The sequence below is a fragment of the Streptomyces sp. NPDC048636 genome, assembly GCF_040650655.1.
In the GTDB taxonomy this organism is placed as follows: Bacteria; Actinomycetota; Actinomycetes; order Streptomycetales; family Streptomycetaceae; genus Streptomyces.
In genome coordinates this window covers 126115-146199 of sequence record NZ_JBEZHR010000010.1, presented here as the reverse complement: position 1 = coordinate 146199, position 20085 = coordinate 126115, and the positions used below count along the sequence as shown (strand labels likewise).

General features: G+C 73.0%; 18 protein-coding genes. 12 read left to right on the top strand and 6 right to left on the bottom strand.

The genetic code is table 11. The features are described 5' to 3' along the window. The first annotated feature begins 12 nt into the window (after positions 1-12). The gene (locus AB0C66_RS25645) at positions 13-1131 is read left to right on the top strand and encodes a DUF6745 domain-containing protein (protein ID WP_362443319.1); all 1119 of its coding nucleotides are present in this window, start codon (positions 13-15) and stop codon (positions 1129-1131) included. On the opposite strand, the gene AB0C66_RS25640 is transcribed toward AB0C66_RS25645, so the two are convergent. After that, positions 1107-1724, bottom strand: coding sequence for a carboxymuconolactone decarboxylase family protein (locus AB0C66_RS25640; protein ID WP_362443032.1), 618 nt, complete (start codon positions 1722-1724; stop codon positions 1107-1109). The genes AB0C66_RS25645 and AB0C66_RS25640 overlap by 25 nt on opposite strands. Before the next feature lie 198 nt (positions 1725-1922). Between AB0C66_RS25640 and AB0C66_RS25635 the strand changes: the two genes are divergently transcribed. The 3 genes from AB0C66_RS25635 to AB0C66_RS25625 all read left to right on the top strand — a co-directional run bounded on the left by AB0C66_RS25635 (position 1923) and on the right by AB0C66_RS25625 (position 5279). Next, on the top strand, positions 1923-2852 hold the full coding sequence (locus tag AB0C66_RS25635) for a GNAT family N-acetyltransferase (protein ID WP_362443029.1): 930 nt from the start codon (positions 1923-1925) through the stop codon (positions 2850-2852). Positions 2853-2928: 76 nt separating this feature from the next. Beyond that, positions 2929-4155 carry an MBL fold metallo-hydrolase gene (locus AB0C66_RS25630; protein WP_362443026.1) on the top strand — a complete coding sequence of 409 codons (1227 nt, stop codon included), beginning with the start codon at positions 2929-2931 and terminating at the stop codon, positions 4153-4155. Positions 4156-4409: 254 nt separating this feature from the next. Next, on the top strand, positions 4410-5279 hold the full coding sequence (locus AB0C66_RS25625; RefSeq protein WP_362443023.1) for a chitosanase: 870 nt from the start codon (positions 4410-4412) through the stop codon (positions 5277-5279). 57 nt (positions 5280-5336) lie between these two features. Here the strand turns inward: AB0C66_RS25625 and AB0C66_RS25620 are convergent, their stop codons facing one another. The 3 genes from AB0C66_RS25620 to AB0C66_RS25610 all read right to left on the bottom strand — a co-directional run bounded on the left by AB0C66_RS25620 (position 5337) and on the right by AB0C66_RS25610 (position 8530). Then, the gene (locus tag AB0C66_RS25620) at positions 5337-6035 is read right to left on the bottom strand and encodes a gamma-glutamyl-gamma-aminobutyrate hydrolase family protein (protein WP_362443020.1); all 699 of its coding nucleotides are present in this window, start codon (positions 6033-6035) and stop codon (positions 5337-5339) included. 68 nt (positions 6036-6103) lie between these two features. After that, complete coding sequence (gene eat, locus AB0C66_RS25615; RefSeq protein ID WP_362443018.1) at positions 6104-7579, bottom strand: ethanolamine permease; 1476 nt, start codon at positions 7577-7579, stop codon at positions 6104-6106. A 186-nt stretch (positions 7580-7765) separates the two neighbouring features. Beyond that, positions 7766-8530: an FCD domain-containing protein gene (locus AB0C66_RS25610; protein ID WP_362443016.1), complete on the bottom strand. Its 765-nt coding sequence runs from the start codon at positions 8528-8530 to the stop codon at positions 7766-7768. An 87-nt stretch (positions 8531-8617) separates the two neighbouring features. Here AB0C66_RS25610 and AB0C66_RS25605 point away from each other — a divergent pair, with 87 nt between their 5' ends. From AB0C66_RS25605 to AB0C66_RS25585, 5 genes are all read left to right on the top strand, one after another. After that, a complete protein-coding gene (locus tag AB0C66_RS25605; protein ID WP_362443014.1) occupies positions 8618-9985 on the top strand; it encodes a glutamine synthetase family protein in 1368 nt (455 codons plus the stop codon). Positions 9986-9996: 11 nt separating this feature from the next. Further along, the gene (locus AB0C66_RS25600; RefSeq protein WP_362443012.1) at positions 9997-11379 is read left to right on the top strand and encodes an aldehyde dehydrogenase family protein; all 1383 of its coding nucleotides are present in this window, start codon (positions 9997-9999) and stop codon (positions 11377-11379) included. A gap of 1 nt (position 11380) precedes the next feature. Further along, entirely contained in the window at positions 11381-12163 is a 783-nt protein-coding gene (locus tag AB0C66_RS25595) for a 3-oxoacyl-ACP reductase (protein WP_362443010.1), read from the top strand. 79 nt (positions 12164-12242) lie between these two features. Then, on the top strand, positions 12243-13289 hold the full coding sequence (locus tag AB0C66_RS25590) for a DUF2510 domain-containing protein (RefSeq protein ID WP_362443316.1): 1047 nt from the start codon (positions 12243-12245) through the stop codon (positions 13287-13289). A 55-nt stretch (positions 13290-13344) separates the two neighbouring features. Then, positions 13345-14292 carry a DUF2510 domain-containing protein gene (locus AB0C66_RS25585; protein WP_362443006.1) on the top strand — a complete coding sequence of 316 codons (948 nt, stop codon included), beginning with the start codon at positions 13345-13347 and terminating at the stop codon, positions 14290-14292. A gap of 46 nt (positions 14293-14338) precedes the next feature. Here the strand turns inward: AB0C66_RS25585 and AB0C66_RS25580 are convergent, their stop codons facing one another. Then, entirely contained in the window at positions 14339-15544 is a 1206-nt protein-coding gene (locus AB0C66_RS25580) for an amino acid deaminase/aldolase (protein ID WP_362443003.1), read from the bottom strand. Between the two features lie 212 nt (positions 15545-15756). Here AB0C66_RS25580 and AB0C66_RS25575 point away from each other — a divergent pair, with 212 nt between their 5' ends. Together AB0C66_RS25575 and mycP are read left to right on the top strand one after the other, a co-directional pair. Continuing rightward, positions 15757-16869 (top strand): hypothetical protein, encoded by a 1113-nt coding sequence (locus AB0C66_RS25575; protein WP_362443000.1) that lies wholly within the window; start codon positions 15757-15759, stop codon positions 16867-16869. Then, a complete protein-coding gene (gene mycP / locus AB0C66_RS25570; RefSeq protein ID WP_362442997.1) occupies positions 16866-18071 on the top strand; it encodes a type VII secretion-associated serine protease mycosin in 1206 nt (401 codons plus the stop codon). The genes AB0C66_RS25575 and mycP overlap by 4 nt, the downstream gene beginning before the upstream one ends. Here mycP and AB0C66_RS25565 read toward each other — a convergent pair. Further along, positions 18049-18789: a serine hydrolase gene (locus AB0C66_RS25565; RefSeq protein ID WP_362443313.1), complete on the bottom strand. Its 741-nt coding sequence runs from the start codon at positions 18787-18789 to the stop codon at positions 18049-18051. The two genes, mycP and AB0C66_RS25565, sit on opposite strands and share 23 nt — an antisense overlap. Positions 18790-19278: 489 nt before the next feature. On the opposite strand from AB0C66_RS25565, the gene AB0C66_RS25560 reads away from it, so the two are divergent. Then, positions 19279-20013 carry an SseB family protein gene (locus tag AB0C66_RS25560; RefSeq protein ID WP_362442994.1) on the top strand — a complete coding sequence of 245 codons (735 nt, stop codon included), beginning with the start codon at positions 19279-19281 and terminating at the stop codon, positions 20011-20013. Positions 20014-20085: the final 72 nt, after the last annotated feature.

Genomic DNA, 20085 nt, shown 5'->3' with positions numbered 1-20085 from the left:
ATGACGAACGGTATGGACGGGACGGCGGAGACCGAACGGGCCGCGCACTGGCGGGCGGTGGCCGCGGCCACCGGCCCCGCCGACCGCGCGGCGGCCGAGGCGGGGGTGCGCCTCGCGTACGAGACCGCGGGGCTGGCACCGCCGGAGGCGTTCGTCTGGGTCGGCTCGCCGCTGGCGGGCACGGCGGCCGCGCTGCTGCTCACGGGGCGGCGGGACCGGCTGCCGGAGGAGTTGGCGCGGGCGGCGGCGGACGCGCTGACGGCGGCCGGGGTGCGACCGGAGCCGGGCGCGGCCGGGGCCTCGGTACGGGAGTCGGTGCGCACTCTGCCCTGGGCGCGTGCCCGGTGTGAACTGCTCGCCGCCCTGGGCCCGTCGGGCTGGGCCGAGCGCTGGGCCCGTACCGGCGCGCCGCTGTGGGAGATCACCCGCGGGCTCGCCGAGCGCATCCGCACCGGGCTGACCGAGACGCTGACCGCGGATTCCGACGCGGAGGAGTCCGTGGTGCGGCTCGCCGCGCTGGAGGCCGTGGCGGGACAGCATGACGCGCCCTGGCTGGCCGCGGTCACCGCCGACGAGGGCGCCGGACCCGATCCGCTCGCCGGAGTGGCCGCGGTCGCCCGCGCCGCCGGATGGTGGTGGCCGTACGAGAGGGCCGTGATCCTCTCGGAGCGGCCGGTGGAGCTGCACCGCGACGAGGCCGGGCGGCTGGACCGGGCCGATGGACCCGCGCTCGCCTTCCCCGACGGTTTCGCGCTCCACTCCTGGCGCGGGATGCCGATGCCCGCGGACTTCCTCGAGCGGCTCGGCGAGCTCACCCCGGACCGCATCCTCCGTGAGGAGAACGCGGAGCTGCGCCGGGTGATGCTGGAGCACTACGGCTACGAGCGCTATCTCGCCGAGTCCGGCGCCGAGCCGGTGGACCGCGACGAGACCGGTGTGCTGTGGCGCGTCCAACTGCCCGACGACGAACCGGTGGTGATGGTGGAGGTGGTCAACTCCACCCCGGAGCCGGACGGCACGCACCGCACCTACTGGCTGCGCGTGCCGCCGCGGGTCAGGACCGCCCGGGAGGGAGTCGCCTGGACCTTCGGACTGGACGCCGACACCTACGCGCCGGAGCGCGAGACCTGACCGGGGGCCGGAGCCGGGGCCACGGCCTGGTCCGCCGCCGGGGCCGCGGCCGGGAGGTCACAGCTGTCCTTGAACCCCTGACTGGTCAGCCCGAGCGCCGAGTTGATCCGCGAGCGGAGGTTCTCCACGGCCACCATCGCGGTCAGTTCGACCAGCTGCGCCTCGTCGAGGTTCCGGCGCAGCCGCTCCACGAGGGCGTCGTCCACGGTCGGCGGGTTGGCGGTCATGGCCTCGGCGTACTCCATGACGTCCCGCTCCAGCGGGGTGTAGACGTCGCTCTCCCGCCACGTCGGCACCTCGCGCAGCTTGCCTTCGTCGATGCCCTGGCCACGGCTGACCCAGTAGCCGAAGTCCATGCACCAGGAGCAGCCGATGGAGGTGGCCGAGGCCATCTCGGCGAGTGCCCTGAGCCCGGGGTCCAGGGTCTTCCACTTGCTCAGCGACTGCTCGAAGCGCAGATAGCCGAAGAGCACCCGCGGGTTGTGGGCGAGCGCCTTGCCCGGGTCGAGGACCTTCCCGTAGGTGCGCTTCGAGTACCACTCCATGGCGCGGTAGAAGAGGGTGCGGCGCGGGGTGAGGGAGATACGTGACATGACGGGTGCCTCCGTACGGGGCTGTGGTGCCGCGGCGGTCGCTGCCGCCCTTCCACCCGTACGACGGAGCGCCCGGCCCCGGATGTGACATCAGCGGATGTGCGCCGCGTCACGCCTTCCGGCGTACGCCCCGGCGGGCAGTGGACCGGACGGAAAACCGGGTGCGCGGACCGGGCGGCCCGCGTCAGCCTGGAGCACATGGCGTGGACCACGACGGACGACCTCGACACGTTCCTTGCCGCGGCGGGCGCATTTCTGCGGAAGCGCCCCGCCGAGCACACCGTCCTGCTCACGGTGGCCTCCTCGCTGGCCGCGGCGGGCAGCGACCGGTACGGGGAGCGGCCGCCCCACTACGGATGGTGGCGCCCGGAACCAGAGCCGGGGGCCGCGGCGGACGGGGCCGGGGACGCGGCCGGGGCCGTGGGCGGGGCGTTCCTGTGGACCCCGCCCTACCCCCCGGTGCTCTCACCACTGCCCGACCTGGCCGCCGCGGAGCTGGCCCGGGTCCTGGCCGGACGGCACGCGGAGCACGGCCCGCTGCCGCCGGTCACCGGGGTGAACGCCGGGCGGCGCACCGCCGAGACCTTCGCCACCGCCTGGCAGCGGCTCACCGGGGCGACCGCGGAGGTCGACCGGACCCACCGGCTCTACCGGCTGGGCACCCTGACCCCGCCCGAGCCCGCGCCGCCCGGCCGGGCCAGAGCGGCCACCGCCGCCGACCGCGCGCTGCTGCTGACCTGGTACGAGGGGTTCGCCCGGGACACCGGGGCGCTGAAGGGCGATGTCTCCCGCGCGGTGGACGACCGGCTCAGCCACGGCGGGGTCACCCTCTGGGAGGTGGACGGCGAACCGGTCGCGTCCGCGGCGGTCAGCCGCACGGAGGCGGGGATGGTCCGGGTCGCCCTCGTCTACACCCCGCCTGAGCTGCGGGGACGCGGTTACGCCGGGGCCGCGACCGCGGCCGTGAGCCAGCTGGCGCGGGCCGCCGGTGCCGGGGAGGTGCTGCTCTTCACCGACCTGGCCAAGCCCACCAGCAACGCCCTGTACCAGCGGCTGGGATACCGGCCGGTGGAGGACCATCTTCAGCTGTCCTTCAGCGAACCCGGAACAACACCACCCGTCGAGTGAGTTGTGTTATTGCAGTACAGCAGCGCAGTAGCGCAGACCGTGGGGTGATCCGCCACCCCCTCATCCTGGAGGTCTCGTGACCGGCTCCCGTCCGCACCGTTCCCGGCTCGCCGCCGCCCTGCGCCCCGCCGCCTTCGGGGCGGATCCGGCCGGGGAGCGGCTGGAGCGCATCCGCCGGTCGCCGAACTTCGCCGACGGCGTGTTCGTCAACCCGGAGGGCGCCCGCACCGCGCCGTCCGGTTCCATGCTGAAGTTCCTGCCCACGTACTTCCGCAAGGAGGAGCGGATCCGCCGGGCCCCGGCCGGGCCGGTGCCGGTGCATCCGACCACCCTCGCCGATCTGGCCGCGCCGCCCGGCTCCGGACTGCGGCTGACCTGGATGGGCCACTCCAGCGTGCTCGCGGAGATCGACGGCCGCCGGGTGCTGTTCGACCCGGTGTGGGGCAGCCGCTGTTCACCCTTCGCCCGGATGGGGCCCAAGCGACTGCATCCGGTGCCGGTGCCGCTGCGGGAGCTGGGCCCGGTGGACGCGGTGGTGATCTCCCATGACCACTACGACCACCTCGATATGCCCACCGTCCGGGCGCTGGTGCGCACCGGCACGATGTTCGTGGTGCCGCTCGGTGTCGGCGCCCATCTGGAGCACTGGGGTGTTCCGGCCGACCGGATCACCGAGCTGGACTGGCACGACTCCACCGAGCTGGCCGGGCTGACCCTCACCGCCACCCCCGCCCGCCACTTCTGCGGCCGCGGGCTGCGGAACACCCAGCACACGCTGTGGGCGTCCTGGGTGGTGGCCGGACCGGAGCACCGCGTCTACCACAGCGGGGACACCGGGTACTTCTCCGGTTTCGCGGAGATCGGCGCGGCATACGGCCCGTTCGACGCGACCATGATCCAGATCGGCGCCTACAGCGAGTTCTGGCCGGATATCCATATGACCCCCGAGGAGGGCATGCGGGCCCATCTCGACCTCCAGGGCGGTGAGCCCACGCGGGGGATCATGCTGCCGATCCACTGGGGCACCTTCAATCTGGCCCCGCATCCGTGGGAGGAGCCCGCCGAGGGCACGGTCACGGCGGCGCGGGCCGCCGGGGCCTCGGTGGCCGTACCGCCGCCGGGCCTGCCGTTCGAACCGGAGCATGGACTGCCGCGGGACCCCTGGTGGCGGGCGATCGCGGCCCGGCCCGCGGCCGGGGTACCGCCGGAGGCCGCCCCCACCTCCACCCCGGCCGCCGCGCAGCCCTCCGCCGCGGGGGCCGGCGAGGGCGCCGGGCCCGCGCTGCCCGTACCGCAGCCGTAGCGCATCACTCCTCGCCTCACTTCTCGCATAACTCCCCGAGCGGAAAGGCCCGTTGCGGCGATGCGGCCGCGACGGGCCTTTCGTATGTCTCATCCCGCGCACACCCCTTGTGGTGGACATGGCGTGCTCGCTTCAATGGTTAGGAAAGGTTCCTAACGGATGAGGTCACCTCGGCCCGCCCGGCACTCCGGGCGGGCCCGAACCCTCTCCGCGCGTACGCCCCCACCGTCGACAGGGAACGAAACGGAGTCCTCATGTCCAAGCCCATCGGCCTCACCGCCGCGGCCGTGGCCCTAGCGGTACCGATAGCCCTCGTGCTCACCGGCGTCGGATCCGGACAGGCGTCCGGCAAGCCGTCCTCGCCCGGCGCCCGCGGGCACCACTCGGCGCACAAGGCCGCCGCGACGGCGTCGGTCGGGCTGGACGATCCGGCCAAGAAGGAGATCGCCATGAAACTGGTCTCCAGCGCCGAGAACTCCTCCCTGGACTGGCGCGCCCAGTTCGGCTACATCGAGGACATCGACGACGGCCGCGGCTACACGGGCGGCATCATCGGCTTCTGCTCCGGTACCGGCGACATGCTCGACCTCGTCGAGTACTACACCGAGCGGAAGCCGGACAATGTCCTGGCCGCGTACCTCCCGGCGCTGCGTGAGGTCGACGGCGGCGACTCCCACGACGGCCTCGACCCCGACTTCACCGAGGACTGGCGGAGGGCCGCCTCCGACAAGGCGTTCCAGGACGCCCAGGAGCATGAGCGCGACCGCGTCTACTTCAACCCCTCGGTCCAGCGCGGCAAGGACGACGGCATCGGTGCGCTCGGCCAGTTCATCTACTACGACGCGATCGTGATGCACGGCCCCGGCGACGGCGCCGACAGCTTCGGCGGCATCCGCAAGACCGCGATGCGGAACGCCAGGACCCCGGCGCAGGGCGGCGACGAGGCCACCTATCTCCACGCCTTCCTCGACGCCCGCAAGAAGGCCATGCAGACGGAGGAGGCCCACAGCGACACCAGCCGGGTCGACACCGAGCAGCGGAAGTTCCTCGACGAGAAGAACTTCGCTCTGAACCCGCCGCTGAAGTGGAAGGTCTACGGCGACCCCTACGCGATCAACTCCTAGCCGCGCGGCCCCCTTTGACGGTGGCCTCCGCGGACCGTCGGCGGGCGGCGACCGGGCTCAGCGGGATGCCGCGACCAGCGCCTGCATGACCCTCAGATCGTCGCCCGCCTCCGGATGCCACTGCACCCCGAGTACGAACCGGTCGGCCTCGGGCAGTTCGACTGCCTCGATCAGTCCGTCGTCCGCCGCGTAGGCCGAGGCCACCAGTCCCTTGCCCAGCTCGTCCACCGCCTGGTGGTGGAAGGTCGGCACCGACAGCGGCTCCGGCAGGACCTCGCCGAGCAGGGTCCCCGGCACCGGCTGGACCAGGTGGCGTTCGAAGACCCCGGGGGCTCCGGCGTGGCCGTCCAGGTGCTGGATCAGCGTGCCGCCGAGCGCCACGTTCAGCAGCTGGTGGCCCCGGCAGATGCCCAGCAGCGGGGTGCCACCGGAGAGCGCGGCCTCGATGAGCGCCAGTTCCCAGGCGTCGCGCTCGCGGGCGGGCGGACCGGTGCGCTCATGGGGTTCCGCGCCGTAGTGGAGCGGTTCCACATCAGGGCCGCCGGAGATCACCAGGCCGTCGAGGCGGGAGACGACTCGGGCGGCCGCCTCCGGGTCCTCGTCGGGCGGCAGCATCGCGGCCAGCCCGCCCGCCTGCTGCACCAGCCGGGGGTAGCCGACGGGCAGCAGCGCGGCCGGGAGGTCCCAGACGCCCCAGCGAGCCGAGGACTCCAGATAGGTGCTGATCCCGATCAGGGGCTTGGACAACGGGGACATCCTCTTTCCTCGGCTCCTCGGTTCTTGACGTTTCCCGGGTCCCGGTCGCGTCTGTGCGCCGGGTGCGGTCAGTCGCGGGACAGTTCGGCCTCGGCCTCCGCCAGCGCGGCGAACTCCTCCTCGGGCGCCGCGGCCACCAGCCGGTGGCGGCTGTAGAAGGCGAAGTAGGCGAGCGCCACCGCGTACACCCCGAGGGCGATGAACGCCGCGTCCTTGTCCACCAGGAAGGTGGCCACCAGCGCCGAGCAGGCCAGGACGAAGGCGATCGACGACGTCACCGTACCGCCGGGGGTGCGGTAGGGCCGCTCGAGATGGGGTTCGCGGCGGCGCAGCACGATATGCGAGAGCGACATCAGCGCATACGAGATGGTGGCGCCGAAGACCGCCACATTGAGCATCCGGGCCCCGTCACCGGACCAGGCGGCCAGCGCGAACCCGATGGCGCCCGGGACCAGCAGCCCCAGGTAGGGGGCCTTGCGGCGGCTGGTCAGGGAGAGGAAGCGGGGCAGGTATCCGGCGCGGGAGAGGGCGAACAGCTGCCGGGATCCGGCGAAGATCAGGGAGAAGAACGAGGCCACGAGACCGGCGAGCCCGGCGTAGTTGACGATGCGGGAGAGGACCGTGGCCTTGCCGTCCGGCTGGAGCGCCTCGACCAGCGGGTTGCCCGCCCCCTGCACCGCGTCGGCGCCGCGGGCGCCGGTGGCGGCGAGGAAGGTGATCAGGGCGAGCAGCAGCAGGATGCCCATGGACCAGGCCATGGCCTTGGGCAGGGTACGGGCCGGGTCGCGGGTCTCCTCGGCGGCCAGCGGCACCCCTTCCACCCCCAGGAAGAACCACATGCCGAAGGGGAACGCCGACCAGATGCCGAGCAGACCGAACGGCAGCCAGGAGCTGGCGCCGAAGGCCGAGTGGTCGACCTTGATGTCATTGAGCGAGGCGGAGTCGAAGTCGGTGAAGGCGGCCACGGCGAAGATCAGCAGCGCGGTGACGGCTATCGCGGTCACGATCAGGCTGAAGCGCAGCGCCTCGCCCACCCCCCACAGGTGGATGCCGATGAAGATGACGAAGCACGCCAGATAGACCGGCCAGCTGGACTCCAGCCCGAACAGGCCCAGCGACTCGACGTAGTCACCGATGAAGATGGAGATCGCGGCCGGGGCCAGCACGTACTCGATGAGGATCGCCGTACCGGTGAGGAAGCCGCCCCAGGGACCGAGCGCCCGCCGGGCGAAGCCGTAGCCGCCGCCCGCGGTGGGCAGGATCGCCGCCAGCTCGGCCAGGGCGAACACCATGCAGGTGTACATCAGCCCCATCAGCACCGCGGCGATGGCCAGACCGCCGAAGCCGCCCTCGGCCAGTCCGAAGTTCCAGCCGGAGAAGTCGCCGGAGACGACGTAGGCGACCCCGAGGCCGGTCAGCAGCAGGGGGCCCGCGCTGCCGCGCCGCAGGGTGCGGCGCTCCAGATAGCTGTCCTCGGGGGATGCCGGGCCGCCTGGCGGTGCGGCGCTGAGGGAGGTACGGGCGGAGTCTGTTCCGTCGGCCATGGGGTGCTCCTGCTCCACACGAGGGGGTGGCAAAGGTGTGGGGCCATACCTTTGTCTCCCATCGGGAGATGCGCAAGCCCTCTGCGGAAAAGGTTCGTCAACCGCGACCCCTGGGGGAGGCCCCCGGGAGAGTCCCCGGTGCGTCCCGGCGGGCCCCGGCGCACCGAGAACACCTACCGCCTCGCGCTAGACGAGGAAGCCGCGCAGCAGCGCCGCCGTGCCCTCGCAGTGCTCGCGCATCACCTCGCGCGCGCCCTCCGCGTCCCCGTCGAGCACCGCCTCGACCAGCGCGGTGTGCTGTGCCTGCGAGTGTTCCAGATTGCGCACCAGAAGCGGAATGCAGTCCAGCAGATCATTTACCGACGCCCGCACGGCCGCGTACTGGGCGGCCAGTGTCGGGGAGCCCGCCAGCTCCGCCAGCGTGAGGTGCAGCATCGTGTCCAGCCGCCGGTAGTCGGCGAGCGGGGCGTCCCGGGTGGCGTCCAGGGCCGCCCGCAACCGCTTGACCTGCGCGTCGTCCAGTCCATGCGCGGCGCACAGCCCGGCCGCCCCCACCTCCAGGACCTCCCGGAACCGCAGGGTGTCCTCCACGTCCACCGCCTCGACCCGGCGCCGCAGCTCGTCCTCGCCGCCCGCGGCGGGCTCGGGGCGGGCGCGGACGAAGGTGCCGCCGTACCGCCCGCGGCGGCTCTCCACCAGCCCCTGGTCCTGGAGCACCTTGAGCACCTCGCGCAGCGTCACCCGGCTGATCCGCAGCCGGTCCGCCAGCTCCCGCTCGGCCGGGAGCCGCCCGCCGTCCGGGACCAGCCCCAGCCGGAGCACCTGGAGTATCTGCTCGAGCGCTTCCTCGAAGCCGTTCCCGGCGCGCACCGGCCGCAGCACCGGCGCCAGCCGGTCACCGATCCGGTCGCCCGACGCACCGCCGCCGCCCCCGCTCTGGCTGTCGCTCATCGAACCGTCCGCACCTACTTCCCAATCAATGGTCTGCGGTATTACCTTATGGCCTTCCGGCGCTGCAATCTTCGCAGGAGGACCACCGTGGCAGACCGCACGCCCCCGCTCTCGGTCGATGAGCTGACCCGACTCGTGAACGCCGGGGAGATCGACACCGTCGTCCTGGCCTTCACCGATATGCAGGGAAGGTTGCAGGGCAAGCGGTTCGCCGCCCGCTTCTTCCTCGACGACGCCCTCGAGCACGGCACCGAGGGCTGTAACTACCTTCTCGCCGTCGACACCGATATGAACACGGTCGACGGCTTCGCGATGTCTTCCTGGGAGCGCGGCTACGGCGACTTCGCCATGCACGGCGACAACGCCACCTTGCGCCGCACCCCCTGGAACCCCGGCACCGCGCTGCTCATCGCCGACCTCGGCTGGCACGACGGCTCACCCGTGGTGGCCTCCCCGCGCCAGATACTGCGGCGCCAGCTGGACCGGCTCGCCGAGCGCGGCTGGACCGCCTACGCCGGCACCGAGCTGGAGTTCATGGTCTTCAACGACACCTACGAACACGCCTGGAACTCCGGCTACCGCGGCCTGACCCCCGCCAACCAGTACAACGTCGACTACTCCGTCCTCGGCACCGGCCGGGTCGAACCCCTGCTGCGCCGCATCCGCAACGAGATGGGCGCGGCCGGGATGATCGTCGAGTCGGCCAAGGGCGAGTGCAACCTCGGCCAGCACGAGATCGCCTTCCGCTACGACGACGCGCTGACCACCTGTGATCAGCACGTCATCTACAAGACGGGCGCCAAGGAGATCGCCGCGCAGGAGGGCAAGGCGCTCACCTTCATGGCCAAGTACGACGAGCGCGAAGGCAATTCCTGCCATATCCACCTCTCGCTGCGCGACGAGTCCGGGGTGCCGGTGCTCGCCGACGACGAGGGTGAGTACGGCATGTCGAAGACGATGCGCCACTTCCTGGCCGGACAGATGGCGGCCATGCGGGACTTCACCCTGCTCTACGCCCCCAACATCAACTCCTACAAGCGGTTCCGGCCCGGTTCCTTCGCGCCGACCGCCGTCGCATGGGGCCCGGACAACCGCACCTGCGCGCTGCGGGTCATCGGCCACGGACACGGCCACCGGCTGGAGAACCGCCTCCCCGGCGGCGATGTCAATCCGTACCTCGCCGTCGCCGGCATGGTGGCGGCCGGGCTCTACGGCATCGAGAACGAGCTGGAGCTGCCCGAGGTGTGTACCGGCAACGCCTACAACGGCGACGCCGAGCATGTCCCGACCACTCTGCGCGACGCCGCCGAGCTGTGGCGGAACAGCCCCATCGCCCGGGCCGCCTTCGGCGACGAGGTGGTCGAGCACTACCTCAACATGGCCCGCGTCGAACTGGACGCCTACGACACCGCCGTCACGGACTGGGAGCGGTTCCGGTCCTTCGAGCGCATGTGAGGAACCATCAGGTGACCAACCAGCACCCGCACGAGCACCAGGTACTCAACCCGGCGACCGAGGAGGTCATCGCCACCGTCCCGGCGGCCTCCGCCGCCGATGTGGACGCCGCCGTCGCCCGGGCCACCGCGGCCCAGCGCGGCTGGGCCGCCCTGGCCCCCGCCGACCGGGCCCGGCTGCTGCGCCGCTTCGCCGCCGCCGTGGACGACCACATCGAGGAACTGGCCGCGCTGGAGGTCCGCGAGGCGGGCCATCCGATCGGCAACGCCCGCTGGGAGGCGGGCAACGTCCGGGACCTGCTGGACTACGCGGCCGGCGGAGTCGAGCGGCTGACCGGCGGCCAGATCCCGGTCGCCGGTGGCCTGAACATCACCTTCCATGAGCCGCTCGGTGTGGTGGCGGTGATCGCGCCGTGGAACTTCCCCATGCCGATCGCCGCCTGGGGCACCGCGCCCGCGCTCGCCGCGGGCAACGCCGTTCTGCTCAAACCCGCCGAGACCACTCCGCTCACCGCGCTGCGGCTGGCCGAACTCGCCCTGGAGGCCGGGCTTCCCGAGGGCCTGTTCCAGGTGCTGCCCGGCGCCGGACCGGTGGCGGGCACCGCGCTGGTCGAGCACCCCGGCGTGGCCAAGGTCGTCTTCACCGGGTCGACCGCGGTCGGCAAGGAGATCATGGCCAGGTGCGCGGCGGGGGTGAAGCGGGTGACGCTCGAACTCGGCGGCAAGAGCCCCAACATCGTCTTCGCCGACGCCGATGTCGAACTGGCCGCCCGTTCGGCCCCGGGGTCGTTCCTCGACAACACCGGACAGGACTGCTGCGCGCGCAGCCGCGTCCTGGTCCAGCGGAGCGTCTACGACCGGTTCATGGAACTGCTGGAGCCCGCCGTGACCTCGTTCGCGGTCGGCGACCCGGCCGACCCCGCCACCGCCATGGGCCCGCTGATCTCGGCGGCCCAGCGGGAGCGGGTGCGCTCCTACGTCCCCGAGGACGCGCCCGCCGCGATCCGCGGTGAGGCCCCCCGGGGCAAGGGCTTCTGGTACCCGGCCACCGTGCTGGCGGCCACCGGCCCCGACGACCGCACCGCGGTCGAGGAGATCTTCGGCCCGGTGGCCGTGGTGCTCCCCTTCGAGGACGAGGCCGACGCCGTACGGCTGGCCAACGCCACCGACTACGGCCTGTCCGGCTCGATCTGGACCCGTGACGTCGGCCGCGCGGTGCGGGTCTCGCGCGCCGTCGCCGCCGGGAACCTCTCCGTCAACTCGCACGCCAGCGTGCGCTACGCGACCCCCTTCGGTGGCTACAAGCAGTCCGGCCTCGGCCGGGAGCTGGGCCCCGACGCCCTGACCGCCTTCACCGAGACCAAGAACGTCTTCATCAGCACCGAGGAGCAGTGACGTGACCGAGACCCCCGTGTGCCGCCGACTGGTCGGCCGTACCGCCGTCATCACCGGAGCGGGCAGCGGCATCGGCCTGGCCACCGCGCGCCGCCTCGCCTCCGAGGGCGCCCATGTCGTCTGTGCCGATATCGACGAGGCCGCGGGCAAGGCCGCGGCCGACGAGGTCGGCGGGCTCTACGTCCGGGTGGACGTGACCGATCAGGAGGAGGTGGAGGCGCTGTTCAAGACCGCGTACGACACCTACGGTTCGGTCGACGTCGCCTTCAACAACGCGGGCATCTCGCCCCCCGACGACGACTCGATCCTCACCACCGGGCTGGACGCCTGGAAGCGGGTGCAGGAGGTCAACCTCACCTCCGTCTACCTGTGCTGCAAGGCCGCGCTGCCGTATATGCAGCGGCAGGGCAGGGGCTCCATCATCAACACGGCCTCCTTCGTGGCCGTGATGGGCGCCGCGACCTCGCAGATCAGCTACACCGCCTCCAAGGGCGGCGTACTGGCCATGTCGCGCGAGCTGGGCGTGCAGTTCGCCCGCGAGGGCATCCGGGTCAACGCGCTGTGCCCGGGGCCGGTCAACACCCCGCTGCTGAAGGAGCTGTTCGCCAAGGACCCGGAGCGGGCCGCGCGCCGTCTGGTGCACGTCCCGGTGGGCCGGTTCGCCGAACCGGAGGAGATGGCCGCCGCCGTGGCCTTTCTCGCCAGCGACGACTCCTCGTTCGTCAACGCGGCCGAATTCCTGGTGGACGGAGGTATCGCCGGCGCGTACGTCACGCCCGTGTGACGGATGTCCGGCCCGTGTGACGGAAATGTGTTCGAGGCACTCGGGGTAAAGTTTTGGCCATAGAGTGGCTCGCGTGAGCATGACGACACCACCCGGCTGGTACTCCGATCCCGAACATCACGGCTCCGGCCCCGCGCCCGAACGCTATTGGGACGGGTCCGCCTGGACCGAGAACCGACGCGGGGCGCAGGGCGGGCCGGAAGCGCAGGCCGTGCACTACGCGCCCACGATGCACGCGATGCCGTCCGTGCAGGGCCCGCCGGCTCCGCCCGGCCCGCCGGGCCAGCCACCGGTCCCGGGGTATCCCGGGGCCCAGGCTGCTCCCGGCGCGCCCGTACCCGGATACCCGGGAGCACCGGGCGGCGTTCAGCCAGGTGGTGCGCCGGGCGGCAGTTCGAAGACCGGGGCGCTCGTCGTCGCCGGAGTCGTGCTCGTCGCGGCGGTGGTCGGCGGCGTGATGCTGTTCCAGGACGATGACGACAAGGGCTCCCGGGCCAAGGGGGGCTCCGCGGCCAAGGTGCCCGGCGGGAAGGGCGGGGGCAGCGTCAACATCCCGCCGTCCGGCCCGTCCGGGGGCGGAGCCAACGACCCGTCCGCCGTCGAGGACCGGATCAACCACATCAGCGTGCCCCTTCTCACCGGCTGGACGGAGTACAACGGCGTCAAGGACGGGGTGGGGCTCTCCGGCGCTCCGACCCCTTGCGCGAAGAAGCCCGAGAAGAGCTGTGCGCGCGGGGGCATTCGCACGCTGATCGCCTTCCCCGAGGACTTCAAGGCCAAGACGGCGGAGGGGATGGCCAAGGAGGACATCCCGACGAACGCGGTGGACGCCTACAGCAAGGAAAACTACGGCGGCATCGTCTCGCACAAGGAGCTCAAGTCCGAGGCGGTCACCGTGGCGGGCCAACAGGGCTATCGCGTCCTGTGGCAGGTGGACAACGCGGTGGGCGACGACGGATACGTCCAGTCCCTCGTCTTTCCGAATCCCAAGGGCACGGCGGGCTCCGCCGGCGAGGGGACGCCCAAGACGATGGTCCTCGTCAGCTTCGCCATCGACAAGAACGCCGCCGCGCCGCCGCTCTCCCACATGGACACGATCACGCAGGGCATCAAGGCCCTGAACTGACGGAGGCGTACGGGCCCGGTGTACGGCCCCCGACTCGTGGCCATAAGGTGACGGCGTGACCACGAACACACCTCCCGGCTGGTATACCGACCCCGGTGACGCAGGCAACGGTCCCGGCGTGGAGCGCTGGTGGAACGGCTCGGCGTGGACCGAGTACACCCGCGGTGGCTCCGGGACGCCGGGTATGTCCTACGGTGCGCCCACGCTGCCCGGCCATCTCCCCGGGCAGCCGGGCGGCGGGCAGGGAGCCGGGCGCGGGCGCGGTCCGAAGGTCGCCGCGCTCGTGGTGGCCGTAGGGGTCGTGGTCGCCGCGATCATCGGTGGCATCGTGCTGCTGGGCGACGGCGGGGGCGACGACAAGGACCGGGCGAAGCCGACCCCCACCGTCTCCACCTCGCCGGACGACAACGGCGAGCCGTCACAGCCGCCCACCGACGCCCCCACCGATACCCCCAGCTTCGACCCGGACAACGCGCCCGACCCGGCCAACGGCATCAGTCTGCCGGTGCTCTCCGGGTGGCAGGCGGGCCGCAGCAGCTCCGGCGGGGCCGGGGTCACCACCTCCCGCTACCCCTGTCCGGGCGACCCGTCCACCGAGTGTGTGCGCGGCGGCGCCTTCTCCCGGACCGCCAGCGGCTACAAGGCGGACACCGCCAAGGGCATAGCCAAGGAGGACATCGCACAGAACGCGGAGGACTCCTACGGCAAGGACGAGGAGAGCAGCCGCAGGGCGTACGGCGGGATCACCTCCCATAAGCAGCTCAAGGCCGAGTCGGTCGACGTCGCGGGCGGCAAGGGCTATCTCGTCCGCTGGAAGGTGGTCACCAAGAAGGGCGACGACGGCTATGTCCAGTCGGTCGTGTTCCCCTCGCCCACCGTCCCCGACACCATGGTCGTGGTGCGCTTCGGTTTCGACGTGAGCGACAAGGCGCCGTCGCTCGGCGACATGGACAAGATCCTCAAGGGCATCAAGGCGCTGGCGGGCGACGGCCGTACCATCTGAGCCCCGGCCGCCCCACCGGGCAGGTCCTAGCCCCACCGGGCAGGTCCTAGAGGAACGTATGCCCCTCGCCCCGGTACGTCGGTACGGAGGCCACCACCCGGTCCCCGCTCTCCGCGTCGAGGAGATGGAGCGCCGCGAAGCGCTCGCACAGCTCACCGGCCTTGGCGTGCCGGAACCACACCTTGTCGCCGATCAGCAGATCGTCGGCGGCCGTGCCCAGCAGCGGGGTCTGCACCTCGCCGGGCCCCTCCATCGGGTCGTACACCAGCCCCTCGGGCAGATACGGCACCGGCAGCCGGTCCGCCCCGGCCGCGCCCGACGCCGGATATCCGCCGCCCAGCACCGTCACCACCCCCACGCCGGGGCGGCGCACCACCGGCTGGGCGAAGAGCGCGGCCGGACGGCCGGCGAAGGAGGTGTAGTGGTCGAAGAGGCGTGGCTGGTAGAGCCCGGACCCGGCGGCTATCTCCGTCACCGCGTCCTCGGCCGCGGTGTGCTGCACACTGCCCGTACCGCCGCCGTTGACGAACTCCAGGTCCGCCACCGCGCGCACCGCCCGGACCGCCGCCGCGCGGCGCTCGGCCAGCTCCCGGCGGGCGGTGGTCTGCATCAGCCGGATCATCCGGGAGCGCAGGGGACGCCCGGGCACCGCGTCGCCCACACCTGCCACATGCCCCTCGTACGCCATCAGCCCGACCACCCGGAAACCGGGGCGGCGCTGCACCGCCCGTGCCAGTTCGGCCAGTTGGACGGGGCCGCGCAGCGGTGAGCGCCGGGCGCCCACCCGCACCCGGCCGCCCAGCAGCCGGAGCGAGGTGTCCAACTCCAGGCAGACCCGGACCTCTTCGGTCCCCGCGCGAACGCTCTCGATCAGATCGAGCTGGCCGAGGCTGTCGACCATGACCGTCACCGCCGCCGCGAGCTTGGGATCGCTGGTGAGCGTGGCGAACCCGTTGCGGTCGGTGGAGGGGTAGGCGAGCAGGACATCGTCGAAGCCCTCGCGCGCCAGCCACAGCGACTCCGCGAGCGTGAAGCTCATGATCCCCGCGAACCCGTCCCGCGCCAGCACCCGTTCCAGCAGCGCCCGGCACCGTACCGACTTGCTCGCCACCCGGATCGGCTTGCCTCCCGCCCGGCGCACCAGATCCCCGGCGTTGCTGTCGAACGCCCTCAGATCGACGATGGCCAGGGGCGCTTCGAGATGGGCGGTGGCCCGGTCGTACCGGGCCCGGTCAGCGGCGGCAGACGGCATGGACGCAGCTTGCCAGACCGCTATTACCACTGGGTAGAGGGCAGCGGTGCGCGGCCCCCGTGGTGCACCGTAGAGTGTCGCGCACGCCACGACCGGCAGGTCAGGGGCGTGATGTCCGTATACGGGCCCGCCTGTCCGAATGGCGGTGGGGCGGCGCGGCGAACCGGACGGAGTCAGGTGAAGCAGGTCCTGAAGCGCGCGAGGGGGTGCGGATGAGCACCGACGCCGAAGCGGCGCATTCGTCCCGCGGTACGCCCCCGCCACATCCCGCGCATCCACCCACCCCGCCACGGCGTGCGCACACCGTGCCCGCACAACCCTCCGCTCCTCCGCGCCCCACCGCACCCCCCGGCCGCACCCCGGACCTCGCCCCGGACCCGGACACCCCCGTGCTCGGGGTGCCCGCCAAAGTCCCCCTGCCACGCGGCTCCGGACCCCGCGGCGACCGTCCGCCCTCCGCAGAGCGGCCGACCGGCCCCCGGACGCCCCCGCGCCCCGTCGGTCCGCCGCACCCCGCGACGCCCGGCGGAATACCCGGCGGAGCGTACGGCGCCGCCACCGGCCGCCGTCGCTCCCCCGGCCGTGCCGCGGCCGCCGCCGCATGTCTCATCCTCGGCCTCGGACTGCTCGGTGGGGCGGCCGCCGGAAGCTGGCTCGACGGCGGCGCCGAGGCGCCGCCGTCCACCGCCGACACCTACGCCCACGCACGTACCGCCTGGCACACCGTCCCCGTCGACACCCTCTTTCCGCGCACCCTGCACGGTGCGGGCGAGGGCCCCGGCGGCGCCGACCGCAGCTGGACCCGGATCGCCGTCGCCCCCGACAGCAGCTGCGGCGGCGGATTCGACCCGCTGCTCGGCAGGGCACTGGCCCCGGTGGGCTGCAAACGGTTGCTGCGTGCCACCTACACCGACGCCACCAGCACCAACGTCACCACCGTCGGCCTGCTGATCGCCACCTCCGACGCCCCCGGGATGCGAGCGCTGCACAAGCGCTTCGCCACCGAGAAGCTCGACGAACGCACCGATCTGCTGCCCCGCCCGTACGCCGCGAAGGGCACCGCCGCCGCCCGGTTCGGCGACGACCAGCGCGCCAGCTGGCATATCCGGATCCTCACCGACGTCCCCGCCGTCGTCTACAGCGTCAGCGGCTTCGCCGACGGCCGGAAGGTCACCGACCCCAGCCCGGCCGAGGAGGCCATCGACCGCGGTGCGACCACGGCCCCCGCGCAGTCGGGTCTCGGCCATGACGCCCGCGCTCTGTCCGACGAGATCGTGACCGCCTTCCGCCGTGGACTGGCCGCCGTCCAGGAGGGCTCCGCATGACCGGGACGGGACGGCGGCTGGCCGTCGCCCTCGCCGCCGCCGGACTGGCCCTGCTGCCCGTCGCCCCCGCACGGGCCGACGGCATACAGGCCCAGGAGTGGGCACTCGACACCCTCCATGTCCGGCAGGCGTGGCAGACCACCAAGGGAGCCGGAACGACCGTCGCGGTCCTCGACACCGGCGTCGACTTCGACCACCCCGACCTCAAGGGGCAGGTGAAGCCGGGCAAGGACCTCATAGGCTTCGGCGCCGGACCCGGCGATCGGGCCTGGGCCCGCCACGGCACCGCCATGGCCGGAATCATCGCCGGACGCGGCCATGGCTCGGCCGGCGGCGACGGTGTGCTCGGCGTCGCTCCCCGGACGAAGATCCTGCCGGTGCGCGTGATCCTCGAGGACACCGACCCGGACCGGAAGAAGGCCCGTTCCTCGCGCGGCAGCGCGCTCGCCGACGGTATCCGCTGGGCGGCCGACCACGGCGCCGACGTGATCAACCTGTCGCTCGGCGACGACAGCGAATCCGCCCACCCCGAGCGCGCCGAGGACGCCGCCGTCCAATACGCCCTGCGCAAGGGCGTGGTGGTGGTCGCCTCCGCGGGCAATGGCGGGGAGAAGGGCGACCGTGTCTCCTATCCGGCCGCCTATCCCGGTGTGATCGCCGTGACCGCCGTGGACCGCTACGGCAGCCGCGCCGCGTTCTCCACCCGCCGCTGGTACGCCACCGTCTGCGCGCCCGGTGTCGATGTGGTCATCGCCGACCCCGACCGGCGCTACTACGAGGGCTGGGGCACCAGCGCGGCCGCCGCCTTCGTCTCCGGTTCCGTCGCCCTCGTCCGCTCCGCCCACCCCGAACTGAGCCCCCGTCAGATCCGTCAACTGCTGGTCAGCACCGCACAGGACGGCCCCGAGGGCGGCCGCAGCGATGAACTCGGCGCGGGCGTGGTGGACCCTGCCGCGGCCATCGCGGCGGGCGCCGAGCTCACCCCGCGCGCCCAGCGGCCCGCCGCGGCGGCCGCCGCGCACCGCTACTTCGGCCCCGGCCCCGGCCGCGCCACCGGTCACCGGAAGGAGGGCGGCGCCGGCCGGGCGGCGCTGTTCGCCGGGCTGGCCGGACTGGCCCTGGTGGGGGTCGCGGTCGTGCTGTGGCGCGGTGCGGGCCCGCTGCGGCCGCCGCTGTCGTTCACCAGCCGCCGTCCCCGTTGAGGGCGGCGGTGGTCGCCGCGACGGCCCGCCGCGCCGCCTCCTCCACCAGCGCGACCCCGGTCTCCATCCGGGGACTGCCGTCGGAGAGCACCACCACCAGGTACTCGCGGCCACCCGCGGTGACATGGCCGATGCTGTTGACGTCCCACAGTCCGGTGGCGCTGCGCGGCAACCAGCCGTTCTTCAGCCGGAATCCGAGGCCGGTGCCGTCGGCGGCGGCCGAGACGCCCCAGCTCTGCTCGTCGGCGGTGCGCCCCATCAGCGTCCTGATGTAGCTCCGGGACTCCTCGCTCAGCGCCGAACCGCCCTCGAAGACGGCGCGCAGCAGACGCAGCTGATCGGCCGCGGTGGTCCGGGTCAGCCCCCACCGCCCGGCCGGGCCGCCGTAGGTCTCGGTCAGCCCCAGCCGCCGGTGTGCCGCGTCGAGGCCGTCGGCGCCGCCGATCGTCCGCCAGAGCGCGCTCGCCGCGCCGTTGTCACTGTGCTCGATCATCGCGGCGGCATGCGCCTGCTCCTGGCCGGTCAGCTCTCTGCGCGCGTCCTGGGCCGTCAGCAGCAGGGCCGCGAGGATCCCGACCTTGACGATGCTCGCGGTGTCGAACCAGCCGCCGCCGTATGTGCCGATCGCCCCCGACCGGATGTCCCGCAGGCCCACGGAGAAGTACGCCCCGGTGTCGTCCGCCACCGGGGTGAGGGCCGCGGTGAGGGCCCCGGTCAGCGTCCGGGCCGGGGGCGGCGGCGCCGGCCGTCTCCCGTCATCGCGCCTCACCCCGCCTCCTTGGCCTCCGCTCGCCGCCGACCGTTCCGGGCTGGGATTCGGTCGCTCCGGGCCCGGCCCCGACCGTTCAGGGCTAGGACCCGGTCGTTCCGGGCCCGGTCCCGACCTCTCCGGGCTCGGACCCGGTCGTTCCGGACCGGCCGCCGGTCGCTCCGGACCGCCCGCCGGACGGGAGGATCCCTGGTCCCGCACATCTGCCGTGCCACAGCCGAGCAGCGGCAGCGTCAGCGCGGCGAGGGCCGTGACCGAGGCGACCCGGGTGACCCGGGTGACCGGGGTGGGCCGCCGGGTCTGTCGAGTGTCGGTGCTTCCGTCCGGGGACGCCAGATGGCCTGCTTTCGTCCATGATGAGGAAATGATCAACATCTGATCAGTAAAGACCGCTCCCCGCCGACCGTGCGGTTGCCTCGCCCCCGATACCCTCGGCACGTGGCGTTCAAGAACATTCCCGACCCCGGCTTCTCCGGCGACGACGGCTCCGCCGATCCCCGCCTGACCGCGGCGCTCGCCGCTTGGGCCGATGACCGCTCCACCGAACCCGAGGTGCTGGCCGCGCTCACCGAGGCGCGGCTGCTGGTCCCGGTGGTCGCCGTGCTCGGCGAGGTGGAGGAGGGGCCCGGGGGGCTGCGCCGCGAGAAGAGCAGCGATATGGCGGTGCCGACGCTCCAGGCCCCCGGCGGGCGCCGCGCCCTGCCCGCCTTCACCTCGACCGGGACGCTGGCCCGCTGGCGCCCGGACGCCCGCCCGGTGGCCGTACCGCTGCGCCAGGCGCTCGAGGCCGCCGCCCACGAGAAGGCGGACACCCTGGTGCTGGACCTCGCGGGCCCGGTGCCCTACCAGCTGACCGGCCCGGCCCTGCTGGCCCTCGCCGAGGGCCGGACCAGCGCCGATCCGCTCGGCGACCCCGCCGTCACCGAGGCGGTGCGCGGTGTGCTGGCCGCCGAGCCGGATGTGGTCCGGGCCCATCTGGGACCGGCCCGGGACGCCGACGGCATGCTCGCGCTCGCCCTGGCCCCACGGGCCCCGGCGCGGGAGACGGCGCAGCGGGTGGCGGGTGCCCTGGCCTCGGACGAGGTGCTGCGCGCCCGGCTGGTGCGCGGGCTGACGCTGGCGCTGCTGCCGCCGGACGCCACGGTGCCCGGGGAACCGCTCTTCCGCCGCTGAGCCGGGCCGCCTGAGCCGGACCCCTGAACCGGACTCTGACCGGACCTCTGGCCGGACCGCTGAGCCGGCCCC